Source organism: Streptomyces europaeiscabiei (assembly GCF_001550375.1).
GTDB classification, from domain to species: Bacteria; Actinomycetota; Actinomycetes; order Streptomycetales; family Streptomycetaceae; genus Streptomyces; species Streptomyces europaeiscabiei.
This window is the reverse complement of the sequence record NZ_LRTR01000926.1, coordinates 1-13,285: the sequence shown is the minus strand read 5'-3', so window position 1 is coordinate 13,285 and position 13,285 is coordinate 1. Positions and strand designations below refer to the sequence as shown.

Below are 13,285 nucleotides of genomic sequence, written 5' to 3'. Positions count from 1 at the left end.
CGTGGCTGGTGGGCATGGCTGGGGCCCGAAGCGCGGTTCGGGTTCTCCAGGGTTCCTCGGGTCGTAGGTGGTCAGGGGCGGTGCCGCGGTTCAGGTGGCCGGCCGTGGCAGGGTCGTGAGGCGTGCGAACGCGCTGGTCAGCTCGTTTCGCCAGGGCCAGGTTGCGGAGATCCGCAGGTGCAGGCGGCGACCGCCGCGGGTGATGCGGCCAGCTGCGTGCAGCAGCCGGTAGCGGAGCTTCTTCGGCTCGGCGGTGGCCAGTTCGCCTTCCAGCAGCAGAGTGCGTATCCGGGCCAGCAGGTCGAGGGCGGTCAGGGACAACTCCAGCCAGGCGGTGTTGATGGTGAAGTGTCGCGAGGGGAAGCGGCCGAAGCCGGTGTTCTTGCCGCAGCGGATGCGGTCCTCGACTCGGGCGTGCGCCCGGTGGCGTACTTCCAGATGCTTCAATGAGCCCTCGCCGTAGGGGGTGTCGGTGAGGAAGACCTGGTGGCGCATGCCCTCGTCGAGGTCGAACAGGGACAGTTGGGCACCGGGATGCGGGCGCTCACGCCGCACGCTGATCCGCGTGCCTTCGGGGTAGTCGTCCAGGTCCACAAGGCCGGTCAGCTCGGCGACCTCCGCGCCGGTGCGCAGGGAGCCTTCCTTCTCCGGCGCAGGATGCCAGACGTGCTCGGGCAGGGCGCGGATCGCGCGGCGGACCGGTTCGGTGACGGGATACCCGACCGAGAAGAACGTGTTGATGCCGCGCGAGCGCAGGCGGCGCAGGTGGGTCAGGAATGCCTTGGCGCCTCCGGCGCTGTCGGTGCGGATGAGGATGGGGGGCCGTGGCGGTGGGCATCGGGGATCTGGGCCAGGGCCTGCTCGAGGACGGCGATATGGTCGGCGGCGGTGTTGGCCCCGGCGTTGCCCGGCCGCACCACTCCGGCCAGGGCTTCTCCGGTGTTGTCCGGGAAGCACAGCAGAGGGTGGTAGCCGAAGCCGCGTTCATAGGTGGCCGCCGCCTGCTCCTTCTCGGAGTGGCAGGTGACGAGTGTGGCGTCGATGTCCAGGACCAGGCCCGCAAGGTCGCGTCCGCCCGCGCGGGGGGCGGGAATGCCGCTGCCGGTCGCGGCGGCCTGGAGTCAGGCGGCCTCCCGCGCTGCCGCTCGGGCCGTTCGCATGGCCGCCAGCGCCGTGGGGTCGATGCCGGCCGGTAGCCGCCAGGCAGTCGCAGTGGAGGCCACCGGGCCGAACACCTCGGCCTGGTAGCGCAGTAGAGCCAGCTCGGCGATGGCCTCGCCGCCGTCGGCGAGCATCACGGCCAGACCCACCGCGATCCTGCCAGGGTTGTGTCCCGTGCCGCGTGGCCGCAGTCGGCGCAGCGCGTTGGTGAACGCGACGGTCAGGCCGGTGGCATCAGCGAGATCGGCCGGCAGACGGGACCCGGCATGGCTGACCACCCAGCGCCCGTCCGACGAGACGACGAGCTTTGGGTGCGACCCGGCGATGTGCACGCAGAAAGTGCCTTCCCGCTGTGGTGACAGAGACCTTGGACAAGCCTCATCGTCCCAGCTCAGAAGGAACTTTCGCGTTTGCTTTCAAGATCCGGGCACTGTGGCAAGTGAAAAGAGCAGGTTAATGGTTTGCTGCGTTGCTTGGCGATCGGAAGACTTCTGCCCATGCCGACAACTGCACGTGACCTGACCCTTGAACACTTCCGGTGGATCGGTGGTCACGCGGATGTGTGGGCGATCTTTCGGGATGCCAGGGCACTGACCGCAGTGGTCGCTGGTCTCGTTGAGCCGTTCCGTGATGAGCGGATCACAGCCGTCTGCGGGATCGAGTCGCGGGGATTCCTTCTGGGCGGTGCCGCGGCCGTCGAGCTCGGCGTCGGCTTCGTTCCCATCCGGAAGGGCGAGGGCCTCTTCCCGGGCGAGAAGGTCGTGCGACAGTCGTCTCCCGACTACCGTCGCCTTCGTCACACATTGCGCCTCCAGCGATCCTCGCTGGGGTCGGATGACCGCGTTCTGCTGGTTGATGACTGGATTGAGACCGGAAGCCAGGCTGCGGCCGTCAGGAGCATGGTCGAGGAGTGCGGGTCCACCTGGGTGGGATGCAGCGTCATCGTTGATCAGCTCACCGATGCGCCAAAGAACGCTCTCGGCACCATTCGACGACTGTTGTCCGCGCAAGAACTCCCGCCATGCGAGTCCTGAGTTCAGCCTCCCAATTTCGAACCGATCTCGAACTTGAGGCAGGGGTGCGCAGTTCAGCAGAGGTGGGGGCGGCCTTCGTCTGATCATGTGCTCCGACCAAGGTGCACGGGACCAAGCACGAACCGGGATGTCCACCCCAACTCCCCGCCAGTAAGGCGCTCCGTACGGATCGCGATCATGCAACGGCCCCCGGGGATCGGTCTGCCCGCTTCCGCTGAACGCCTAAGCTGCGGCGAGGTGATGGGAGACACGTATGTGTAAGCCCGGCAGTCGGATACTGACCTGGGGTTCGGCGTCAGTGTGGGTGATGACGGCGGTGGTGGCATGTGGTCACCCGGACTCGGCGGCGGACGACGCCTCCCGGGGCGCCTCCCCGGATTCCTCGAAGTACACCTCCGAGCTGCGGAAGAGCGACCTCCCCTGGAGTGGCGGTCGCAGTCCGTACAACGCCGAGGCGAAACTCGACGACGGTCGCCGGGTGGCCATGTACTACCTGCGGAACAAAGGGCTCGTCGAGCAGCACTACAGTCCTCGCGCGAAGGCGTGGACCGAAGCGACGGTCATCCACCGCACCGAGGCCGACGCGTGCCAGGGCATCGAGCTCCGGGCAAAGCATGGGACCGTCGCGGCGATCGCGGACTTCGGCCCCTACTGCAACGACGGAGAACCCCCGGCGGAGTCCATCGCGGCCGTCGGGGTGGACAGCCTGACCGAGTGGGACATCAACGTCACGAAGGATTTCGACGGTTGGGAGCGGGCCTCCGTCTCCGACGACGGGAGTGAGGTCGTCTTCAAGAGGAACACCACCCTGCGATGGAGCCGTGCCGATGGGTTCGACGATCAGTGACCGGCTTTGGGCCCAGGGGCCATGGTCGGCCGGTCGACGTGGCGTGCGACGCGGCAGGAACCCGGTGATCGGGCGTTCGGCCGTGAGGTAGCGCGTCTTCCGGTTCACCCTGCCCAGCGCTCTGGTGCAGGGTGTCGCCGTAGTCGTGCTGGTGGCGCTGTTCACTCCGGCCGGATTGCCGTGGGGGCGGCTGCATGTGCACCGTTCGTGACGCCGAGGTCTTGATGTTGGCGCCCTCGGTGGGGTCGTTGCTGTACGGGAGTGTGAGACCGGCGCCGACGGGTTCAGTCCCTACCGAACCCGCGACGTTTCATCTGGGCGTCCACCGGCCCGGACGCATGCCGTACACGCCGCCGGGACCCGGCCTGCGGATGTGTGGTGTCAGCGGGAGTGGCCGAGTTGGGCGAGGGCCAGGTCGAGCATGGCGGCGAAGAAGTCGGCCGCGGCGGTGTCGAGGCACAGCGGTGGCTTGATCTTGAGGATGTTGAGGTGGTCCCCGGTGGGCTGGACGATCACGCCGAGGTCGAGCATGCGGTCGCAGAGTTCGGCGGTCTCTTCTGTGGCGGGTTCCAGGCCGGCGCGGTCCCGGACGAGTTCGAGTCCGAGGTAGAGGCCCGAGCCGTGGACGGCGCCGATGATGTCGTAGCGGTCGGCCAGTGCTCCGAGGCGGCTTCTCAGATGCTCGCCGACGCGCGCCGCGTTGCCCTGGAGATCCTCGTCGCGCAGGGCGTTCAGGACGGTGAGCCCCACAATGCTGGAGACGGGGCTGCCGCCGGTGGAGGAGAAGAAGTAGCCCTGGTCGCGGTACCGGTCCGCGACCGCTCGAGACGTGATGACGGCGCCGAGGGGGTGTCCGTTGCCCATGGCCTTGGCGACACAGACGATGTCGGGGACGACCTGCTGCTGCTCGAAGCCCCAGAACCAGTGTCCCAGGCGGCCGTATCCGACCTGGACCTCGTCGGCGACGGCCAGGCCGCCGTGACGCCGTACCGCCGCGTACACCTGAGCGAGATAACCGTCGGGAAGGGAGACTCCTCCGGCGTTGCCGTAGAAGGTCTCGCCGATGAATGCTCCCGCCGGACGGCCGGCGGCGGCCAGCGCGTCGATCACCGCGACGGCCTCGGGCGCGTAGCGCACGGCATCCGCCCCGCGGTGGCGGCCGCGGTAGGAGTTGGGCGAGTCCACGGTATGCACCCAGCTCGGGCGGGTGGCCAGGGCGTTGGGGTTGTCCTGGAGCGAGGTGGAGACCGCATCGGAGGCGTACGTCCAGCCGTGGTACGCCTCGCGCAGCGCGACGACGTCGTGCCTGCCGGAGGCTCCGATGGCCAGGCGAAGGCCCAGATCCACCGCCTCCGAACCGGAGTTGACGAGGAACACCGTGTCCAGAGGATCGGGGAGAAGGGCGGCGAGGCGCTCGGTGAACTCCACCACGGAGGCGTAGTGGAAGCGCGAGTTGGTGTTGAGCCGCCGCAACTGCCGCGAGACCGCCTGCTCGACGAGGGGGTGGGCGTGGCCCAACGGGGTGACGTTGTTGACGATGTCGAGGTACGACCGGCAGTCGGTCGACAGGAGATGGTGACGCCAACCACGTTCGATGCGGGGAGGGTTGGCGTAGTAGTGCTCCTGCACGGTGGCGAACGAGGCGTCACGCCGGTCGAGCAGGTCGCTCTCGCGCGTACGGTCGCAGGCGGCCGGGAGGCCGAGGAGCGGGGCGGGGTCGGCGGTGAGCGCGAGCCAGCCGGCTGCGTACTCGGGGCGGACCAGGCGTGGCGCGGCGGGGCCGTCGGCCTCGCGCAGGGAAACGTGGACCGTGGCGCCGGAGCTGAGGTGGGTGATGTCCTCGCCCGCCCGCACCGTCGCACCGGTGGTGACCACGGGCTGGATCGCGCGAGGAAAGGTCAGCGACAGCGTCTGCGTGCCGTAGGTGAGTTCCACGTGGCCCGGCGCCGCAGCGAGGACCTTTCCCGTGGCGGGCATCTGCACCACGGCATACCGGCCGAGCCAGAGATCCATTCCGGTGGGCACCGTGGCCGTGGACACCGCCGACAGCGCCGATGTCCGAGTGAGTCGCGCATGGGCGTACCGGGTGGCGACGGCGGCCGCTCCGTCGGCCAGCGTGGAGGCCACCAGCCGGTCCTCGGTGCCGGCGTCCATCCAGGATCCGTGGTCCATGGAATCGGCGTCGGTGGACAGGTCGAGGAGGGTGATGTCGTCGGCGACGAGGTCCCGCAGGAGGGGGCGCACCGGCGCATCTGTCCGGGCAGGCACGTCGGCCGTGCCGGTCGCGTCCCTGATGAGGCGGATCATCACGGGCATGGGCAGCCAGGTGGCCTGTTCGAAGACGCGCCATTCGCGGTCGAGCGCGGCCCTGGCATAGGCGTTGTCCTCGTCGACGGCGGCCTGGTGCCGCCCGCTGGCCACCAGGACGGCGGCGCGCAGGACCACGAGCGGCCACACCGCCTCGGCTTCCTCGGGGGAGAGCGGCCGAACGGCGTGGAAGGCGCGGACGGCCGGCAGCACGTGGTGAGGCTCGATACCGTCGTGGTGGAGTATCGAGGACAGTGACACGGCGAGTTCGCCGACCGCCCAGCTCGTGGTCACGTCACCGAAGTCGATGACCCCGTCCGGCATGGGCGGACGGCTGTCGGGAGAGCGGATCAGATTGTCGTCGGTGAGGTCCAGGTGCACGGCCTGCGACGGCAGCGCGGCGGCGAGCTTCTGGACATGTGCCCAGGCTTCGGCGGTCGATGTCTGGACGGCGGTGCGCCGGTCGGGTTCGTCGATGTGCCCGGCGAGCTTGGCGACGACGCGATCGGCGTGCCGCGGGTCCCACTGGAGTACTCGGTCGAGGCCCGGGTGCCGGAAGTCGCGCAGAGCGGTGCTGACCTTTCCGGCGATCGTGCCCATGCTCGCCACGGTGCCGGGGGACAGGTGCCTTGGCCCCGAGAGCGTGCCGCCGGGCAGGTAGCGCAGCAGGCGCGCGACCGCCGGACCGTTCTCGGTGTCCACCGTCGTACGCCGCGGGGCGCCGTCAGGGCTGCGCAAGACCGTGGCGACGCGCAGTTCCGGGCGGGCCGATGCGATCAGGTCGGCTGCCGCGTCCTGGGCTTCGATCTCCACCGTGCCGAAGGCCGGGTTGGCGATCTTCAGAATCGTCGCGGGTGTCCCGTCGTCGGCGTGCAGCAGGAAGTTGGCGTCCTGCTGGCTGCCCAGCGCCTGCGCGCGAGCAGTGATGCCGAGGTGTTCGGCGGCGATGAGCTCAGCCTCGGCCGCCGTCGTGCGAGGCGCGGGAAGGGCGTCCTCGGTGAAGAAGTCGATCGTGCGGTACTCGTCGGGCAGCATGTGGGTTCCTCGGCTGGTGCGGGCAGACAGGGCTCGGACGCTCGGATGCCTCAGTCGACGTGCCACAGGAAGCGGTGCGTGTGAATCGCGAAGTAGGGGAAGTTCTCCACGGACGCGACACCCTCGACGGGCCGCACGACGTCGTTGATGAAGTCCAGAAGATCCCGAGGCTGAGGGCACACCACCTCCACGAACAGATCGAAGCCGCCGGCCGTCAGGACCGTGTACACGACCTCGTCGTGCCGGGACAGTTCATCGGCGACCGTCCGGGGATCGCCGTCGATGCGCAGGCCCAGCAGTGCCATTGTCTGCTGGCCCATGGTCATCGGGTCGGTCACTCCGACGACCTGTACCGCATGGGTGTCGATCAGTCGCTGCAGCCGGTGCCTCGCGGCCGAGGGTGACAGCCCCACCTTCGGACCCAGATCGGCGTAAGGGATCCGGCCGTCGACCTGCAGTTCTCGCAGGATGGCCCGGTCGATGTCGTCCATGAGGCACCTCTCCCTCCTGCGTGAACGGCAGGTGCTGTGCTTGTTTCAAGCACGATGCCGGATTCTTGTGCTCGATTCAAGTGTGATGACGATGGAATCGAGCGAATCGCGCGTGCGGCTCTCGAATCAACTGCCTCGCCTTCAATTTCCGCGAAGTGTCAGGGACAGGCAGCTGGACCGCCTTCTGTCCCCGACTCGTCCGCGACCGCGCTTCCCCCCTCTGCTGTCGAGACAGTGACCGGAAGGGACGGCCGGTGGCCATGGCCACCCCGGTGGCCGGGCCCTGGGCGATCCGCGCGACATCAGTCGCATAGGCTGGTGCCTTGTCGCCGGTAAGGAGACGCAGGTTGCGGCAGCGTGTGCGCTCGCCGTCCGTCCTAGGGAGGCGTTCGCGTGGCGGTTGCTGGGGGGCGGTCGCCGAAGCGGCTCCAGCGGGGCACTCTTTCCCAGGGGCTCATCGTGGAGACCGCGCTGCGGATCCTCGACGAGGACGGGCCGGACGCGCTGACCTTCCAGCGACTCGGCAAGGAGCTGTCCTCCTCCGCGACCGCGGTCTACCGGTACTTCGCGAGTCGCGACCACATCATGGTCGCCGTCGCGGATGAGCTGGACAGGATCTCCCTGGAGGGGTACGAGCCGCACGAGTCGTGGGCCGAGTCGCTGCGGGACCTGGCGGTCCGTGCCTGGCACACCGCGCTGGACCACCCGGCGGCAGCCGCGCTCTGCATGGGGAGAGTCACCCGGGGCGTTCACGAGTTGCGTGCCGTCGACGCCTGCCTGGAAGCGTTCCACCGCGGCGGGTGGCGCGGCCGGGCGGCCGTCCTGCACTACCAGGCGTTCTCGAACTTCCTCCTCGCCGTCGCGAGCAACAACGCCTGGCGACTCGTCAACCAGCGGTTCGGCGCGGAGACGAACTGGGTGCAGGAGTACCAGCCGGCGGATCCTGACGCGTACCCCTACGCCGAGGCGGCGAAGGAGCACCTGCGCAGCATCGACATGACCGACGTCTTCCACCGGCAGGTCGACATCCTCCTCGCGGCCCTCGAGGCAGAGGCGGCGGCGCTCCCGCGCGACTGACGCGCGACGCTCCCGCTCGACTGACACGCGTCAGTCTTCGCGGCCATCACCCAGTAGCGATCGCGCCGCCGAAATCGGCGGCAGGACTGGCACGCGCAAAGTTAGTTAACGCTATTGACTACGTCGTTCACTTGGCGGCATCCTCTCCACACCGAGTGCTCCACGGCTCGTTCACATGCGGCGTCCACCGAGCGCCGCGCGCACCGCCTCCGCCCCGAACTGCTCGCGCTCGCCCCGCCCGATCCCGTGCGACCTGCGCTGAGCGCGACATCCTCTCCAGGAGCACCCATGCGCCAGACCCGTACCCGCGCGGTCCCTGTGACCGCAGCCGTCGCCATGACGGCCGTACTCGCCGGCTGTACCACCACGGGATCGACGCCCGGAGATCCGAGCGGCGGTGGTGCCGCCGCGGCGGCGAAGATCCGGACGACGATCGACGTGCCGGCCGGCTTCGACCCGGCCAAGGCCCTGTCCCTGCCGGACTACCAGATCGCCCGGAACAGTTACGACACCCTCGTGCGCAAGGACGACGCCGGGCTCGTCGGCGGGCTCGCCACCAAGTGGAAGAACACACCGACCTCGGCCACGTTCACCCTGCGCGCCGACGCGACCTGCGCCGACGGGACGCCGATCACGCCGACGGTCGTCAAGGGCTCCCTCGACCGCTACGTCGACCCGAAGACAGCGGCGCCCGATCTCCCCACGGTCTTCGGCCCCGGCAACACGGTGAAAGTGACCGCCGACGACGCGGCGCGCACGGTGAAGATCACGCTCACCAGGCCGTGGGGCGACATGGTCACCGGCCTGTCGGTCGCGAGCACGGGCATCGTCTGCCCGGCGGGACTCAAGGACCTCAAGGCCCTTGCCGCCGGTAAGGCCAAGGGCTCCCAGTCCGGCCCGTACCTTCTTGAGAAGTCCCAGTCCGGCGTCTCGTACTCCTACACGCTTCGCCCGGAGTACAAGGCATGGCCGGCCTGGCGCACGAAGATCCCCGGCAAGGTCGCCTCGACGCTGGAGTACCTGGTCTCGCCCGACCCGACCGCGACCGGCAACCTCGTGACGAGCGGCCAGCTGGACATCGGCAAGATCGACGCCTCCGGCATCCCGCGCTTCGACGGCGTGGGCGGCCTCAGCGTGAGCGTCAGCCGGTTCTCCGACTTCTACCTGCTCTTCAACGAACGACCCGGGACGGTCTTCGCGGACGTCGCCACCCGCCGGGCCGTCGCCCAGGCCGTCGACCGCGCCGCCTTCACCAAGGTCGTCTCGAAGGACACGGGTGAGCCGTCGACGATGTTCGTGCAGAAGGGCGTCCCGTGCAACGACCCCGGCACCTCCTTCCTCGTACCGAAGGACAAGGCCGCGGCGGCCGACGTGCTCAAGGGCAAGAAGATCCGCCTCGTCGGCCCCCAGGTCGTCGGGCCGGCCGGCGCCGGAAACCAGTACGTCCAGGAGGCCCTGCGGGCCGCGGGCGCGGACGTCACCCTCGCCAACGTCGACGTCGGGGCCTGGGTCGGGACCGTGTTCGGCAAGCCCGACGCCTGGGACCTGACGGTCTTCGCCGACCTCAACTTCCTCGGCAGCCTCGCTAGCCCGCTCGCCCACTTCGTGGGCCCGACCGTCCCCGAAGGCGGCGGCAACCTCGGCGCGGTGAAGAACCCGGCGTTGAACAAGGCCTTCGCCCAGGGCACCGAGGCGACGACCGACAAGGCCCGCTGCGCCGCCTACCAGAAGGCCGCCAAGGCCGTGATCTCGCAGGTGGACGCGGTGCCGCTGGTCAACGATCCGTTCATCTACGCGCTGCGCAAGGGCTTCAGCGCACAGATGCTCGGCGGCTCGCTCGACGACCCCATCCTGCGCATCACCGGCTGACGGACGGGCCGCCCGCACGCGTCGGGGGCCCACGAGTGCCGGACCGGCCGTCCGGCACGCCAAATCCCCGCGCTGATCCGGCGCCCCGCACCGAGCCCCTTGCACTTTCTGACAGGAGCCCCCCTGGTGATCGACCCTTTCAGCACCGCCCAGCAGATCGCCGACCTCGTGCGCACCAAAGAGGTCAGCCCGGTGGAGGTGGCCGAGTTCTACCTCGACCGCATCGAGCGGATCAACCCCGCCGTCAACGCCGTCGTCTGGCTCGACACCGACGCCGTGCGCGCGGCGGCCGTCAAGGCCGAGAGCGCGGTGCTGAGCGGCGCACCGCTCGGCCCGCTGCACGGCGTCCCCATCCCCATCAAGGACCTCAGCTCCCTCGCGGGACAACCCAACACGATGTCCTCACTGGCGATCCGGGACACCCCGCAGACCGTCACGGACCCCGACGTCCAGCTCCTCCTCGACGCAGGCGCGATCCCCCTCGGCCGGACGAACTCGCCGGAGTTCGGGGCGCTGACCGTCTCCGAGAACGCCCGGCACGGCAAGACGCGCAACCCGTGGAACCTGGCGCACACCTCCGGCGGGTCGAGCGGAGGCGCGTCGGCGGCCGTCGCGGCCGGGCTCGCCCCGGTGGCACACGCCGGCGACGGCGGCGGATCGATCCGGGTGCCGGCGTCCGTCACCGGCCTCGTGGGCCTCAAGCCGAGCCGGGGACGCGTGCCCGAGTTCGTCCGGGGCTGGGAACACTCGACGACCGGAGGAGCGATCACCCGCACCGTGCGCGACGCGGCCCTCATGCTCGACGTCATGGGCCGTGCCGACCGGCTCGCCTGGTACAGCGCGCCCGAACCGGACCGCCCGTACATCGAGGAGGTCGGCGCCGATCCCGGACGGCTGAGGATCGGCCTGCTCCTCGACGCGCCGACCGGGCTGCCGGTCGACGAGGAGTGCCGCACGGCGGCGCTGACGGCAGCGCAGGCACTGCGCGATCTGGGGCACGAGGTCGTCGAGGCCCGTCCGAAGATGTTCTCGTACGAGGCGATCATGGGCTTCACCTGGACGATCATCAGTGCCTCCACCTACGCCATCGAGGTCGACGATCCCGACGCGGTGGACCCCTACATCCGGCGCCGCCGGGAGACCGCCCTCGAGGTCAGCGCGGGCGACTACGCCCGGACGGCGGCGCTCCTGCAGGCCGAGTCGCGCGGCGTGGTCGCCCAGTGGGGCAGGGACTTCGACGTTCTCCTCACCCCGACCACGGCGGTCGTGGCGCCACTGGTCGGCCCCGTGTACGACGAGGCGAACTCCGACCCGGACGGCCCGCGGGCCACAGAGACCCGGATGGTCTCGTTCACCGCGTTCGTCAACATCGCCGGGCTGCCCGCCATCTCACTGCCCGTCCATACGACCCCGGACGGACTGCCGGTCGGCGCGCAACTCATCGGCGCACCCTACGACGAGGCGACGCTGTTGCGCCTGTCCGCCCAGCTCGAACCGCGGTTCCGCTGGCACGAGCGGCACCCGGACGCCGCGGCACTCGCGGGGGCGCTGTGAGCGCCGGGTCAGCGGTCCCGACCGGACCGCTGACGGCCGCACCCGTCAGGCGCGCTCCCCGACGGCGGCTGCGCGGTGGCTGGGCCGGGTTCGCCGTCCGCCGGGCGGGCGGACTGCTGATGTCCATGCTGCTGCTCGTCCTCGTGACGTTCCTCATCGTGCCCCTGCTGCCCGGGGATCCGGCCCGCGCGATCGCCGGCACCAGCTCGTCCCCGGCCACGCTCGCGGCGATACGCGAACGACTGGGCCTCGACGAGCCGCTGGCGACACGGTTCGTCCACTACCTCGGCGACATCGCGTCCGGACGGCTCGGCACCTCGTTCCGGTTCGACACCCCGGTCGCGGACATCATCGCGACCCGGTTGCCGTACACCATCCAGCTCGTCATCCCGGCCGTCCTGCTCTCCCTGGCCATCGCCGTCCCGCTGGGCATGACCGTCGGTGTCCTCACCCGTGACGGACGCCGCCGCCGGCTCGGCGTCGGATTCGGCACGCTCGCCGGACTCCTCGCGTCCGCGCCGGTCTACGTCGTCGCGACCCTCCTCATCGTCCTGTTCTCGATCAGCCTCGGGCTGCTGCCGTCAGGCGGCGCCACCACACCGAGCGCGCTCGTCCTGCCGATCGCCGCGCTCTGCATCGGCCCGGCCTTCGCCATCGCCCGGGTCGTCCGGCAGGAGACGGCCTCCGTGCTCGCCCAGGACTACATGAGGACCGCCCGCGGCCACCGCCTGGGACCCGTGCGTCTCCACCTGCGCCACGCGCTGCCCAACCTGGTGACGAGTGTCCTCACCCTGAGCGGCCTCGTCCTCACGTCCCTGCTCGGCGGGACGATCATCCTGGAGAACGTCTTCACCTACCCAGGACTCGGCACCGAGGTCGTCCAGGCGATCATCTACAAGGACTATCCGGTGATCCAGGGCATCATCCTCGTCGTCGGCATGCTCGCCCTGCTCGTCAACCTCCTCGTCGACGTCGTCCTCGGGATCGTCGACCCCCGCACACTCGCGGGAGGTCGTCGTGGCCACTGACACGACCGCGCGCCGATGGCGCCGCAACCCGTCGCTGCTGTCCGGCGCCGTGATCCTCGGACTGCTCCTCCTCGTCGCCCTCGTGGCCCCGCCGCTGCTGAGCGGCTCCGCCGAGACGCTCACCGGCGACACCCGGCTGGGCCCCGGTGCCCAGCATCTCCTCGGCACCGACGCCTTCGGCCGTGACGTCCTCGCCCGGGCGCTCGTCGCGACCCGGCTCACGCTGCTCATGGCCGCCGCCGCCACCGCCGCCTCGTTCGTCCTCGGCGTCGCGATCGGCGCGCTGGTCCACCTCGCACCCGGGTGGCTGCGCGAGACCTGTCTTCGTCTCATCGACTCGGCCGTGGCCTTCCCCTCGCTCGTCCTCGCTCTCGTCATCGCGGCGGTGCTCGGACCGGGCATGGGCTCCGCGATCGTCGCGATCGCCGTCGCCGGCGTCCCCGGGTTCGCACGCCTGACGGCGAATCTCGCCGCGACCGTCGCGGACAAGGACTACGTCCTCACCGCGCGCCTGCTCGGCGTTCCCGGCCTGCGCATCCTGGGTCGGCATGTCCTGCCGAACATCAGCGGGCCGCTGCTGGTGCTCCTCAGTTCGAGCTTCACCCTGTCCCTGCTCGACATCAGCAGCCTGTCGTTCGTCGGCCTCGGTGTGCAGAACCCACAGTACGACTGGGGCCGGCTGCTCAACGAGGCGCTGCCGTCGATCTTCGCCCAGCCGTCGCTCGTCCTCGCTCCGTCGATCATGCTCATCGTCACCGGTGTCGGCGCCATGCTCCTCGGAGACGGCGTGGCCTCACTCGTCGACCCGCGAACCCGCGGCACGGCGCCCGCACCGGCCAGGACGGCGGACCCCGCGGGACCGGGCGCCCCGGCACAGGACGG

The 13,285-nt window shown here is 70.0% G+C and carries 9 protein-coding genes and 1 pseudogene; 7 read left to right on the top strand and 3 right to left on the bottom strand.

Annotated features, from left to right (window positions below):
* Positions 1–90: 90 nt before the first annotated feature.
* Positions 91–1,523, bottom strand: a pseudogene (locus tag AWZ10_RS49820) (IS1380 family transposase).
* Between the two features lie 135 nt (positions 1,524–1,658).
* On the opposite strand from AWZ10_RS49820, the gene AWZ10_RS46620 reads away from it, so the two are divergent.
* Positions 1,659–2,195, top strand: a complete 537-nt coding sequence (locus tag AWZ10_RS46620; protein WP_060894297.1) for a phosphoribosyltransferase family protein — start codon at positions 1,659–1,661, stop codon at positions 2,193–2,195.
* A gap of 307 nt (positions 2,196–2,502) precedes the next feature.
* Complete coding sequence (locus tag AWZ10_RS46615; protein WP_240439402.1) at positions 2,503–3,042, top strand: hypothetical protein; 540 nt, start codon at positions 2,503–2,505, stop codon at positions 3,040–3,042.
* A gap of 381 nt (positions 3,043–3,423) precedes the next feature.
* Here AWZ10_RS46615 and AWZ10_RS46610 read toward each other — a convergent pair whose 3' ends face one another.
* Both AWZ10_RS46610 and AWZ10_RS46605 read right to left on the bottom strand, forming a co-directional pair.
* On the bottom strand, positions 3,424–6,384 hold the full coding sequence (locus tag AWZ10_RS46610; RefSeq protein ID WP_060894296.1) for an aminotransferase: 2,961 nt from the start codon (positions 6,382–6,384) through the stop codon (positions 3,424–3,426).
* Between the two features lie 50 nt (positions 6,385–6,434).
* Positions 6,435–6,875 carry an Lrp/AsnC family transcriptional regulator gene (locus AWZ10_RS46605; RefSeq protein ID WP_060894295.1) on the bottom strand — a complete coding sequence of 147 codons (441 nt, stop codon included), beginning with the start codon at positions 6,873–6,875 and terminating at the stop codon, positions 6,435–6,437.
* Between the two features lie 393 nt (positions 6,876–7,268).
* On the opposite strand from AWZ10_RS46605, the gene AWZ10_RS46600 reads away from it, so the two are divergent.
* From AWZ10_RS46600 to AWZ10_RS46580, 5 genes are all read left to right on the top strand, one after another.
* On the top strand, positions 7,269–7,952 hold the full coding sequence (locus tag AWZ10_RS46600) for a TetR/AcrR family transcriptional regulator (RefSeq protein ID WP_234360729.1): 684 nt from the start codon (positions 7,269–7,271) through the stop codon (positions 7,950–7,952).
* A gap of 288 nt (positions 7,953–8,240) precedes the next feature.
* Entirely contained in the window at positions 8,241–9,821 is a 1,581-nt protein-coding gene (locus tag AWZ10_RS46595; RefSeq protein ID WP_060894293.1) for an ABC transporter substrate-binding protein, read from the top strand.
* A gap of 126 nt (positions 9,822–9,947) precedes the next feature.
* The gene (locus AWZ10_RS46590) at positions 9,948–11,375 is read left to right on the top strand and encodes an amidase (RefSeq protein WP_060894292.1); all 1,428 of its coding nucleotides are present in this window, start codon (positions 9,948–9,950) and stop codon (positions 11,373–11,375) included.
* Positions 11,372–12,403 carry an ABC transporter permease gene (locus AWZ10_RS46585; protein WP_060894291.1) on the top strand — a complete coding sequence of 344 codons (1,032 nt, stop codon included), beginning with the start codon at positions 11,372–11,374 and terminating at the stop codon, positions 12,401–12,403. Before AWZ10_RS46590 ends, AWZ10_RS46585 begins: the two co-directional genes overlap by 4 nt.
* On the top strand, positions 12,393–13,285 hold an 893-nt coding region (locus AWZ10_RS46580; protein WP_159058629.1), incomplete at its 3' end, for an ABC transporter permease. The genes AWZ10_RS46585 and AWZ10_RS46580, both read left to right, overlap by 11 nt.

Coding starts and splice junctions, on each gene's coding strand:
- AWZ10_RS46620 (WP_060894297.1), top strand. CDS start 1,659: ATGCCGACAACTGCACGTGACCTGACCCTTGAACACTTCCGGTGGATC.
- AWZ10_RS46615 (WP_240439402.1), top strand. CDS start 2,503: ATGACGGCGGTGGTGGCATGTGGTCACCCGGACTCGGCGGCGGACGAC.
- AWZ10_RS46610 (WP_060894296.1), bottom strand. CDS start 6,384: ATGCTGCCCGACGAGTACCGCACGATCGACTTCTTCACCGAGGACGCC.
- AWZ10_RS46605 (WP_060894295.1), bottom strand. CDS start 6,875: ATGGACGACATCGACCGGGCCATCCTGCGAGAACTGCAGGTCGACGGC.
- AWZ10_RS46595 (WP_060894293.1), top strand. CDS start 8,241: ATGCGCCAGACCCGTACCCGCGCGGTCCCTGTGACCGCAGCCGTCGCC.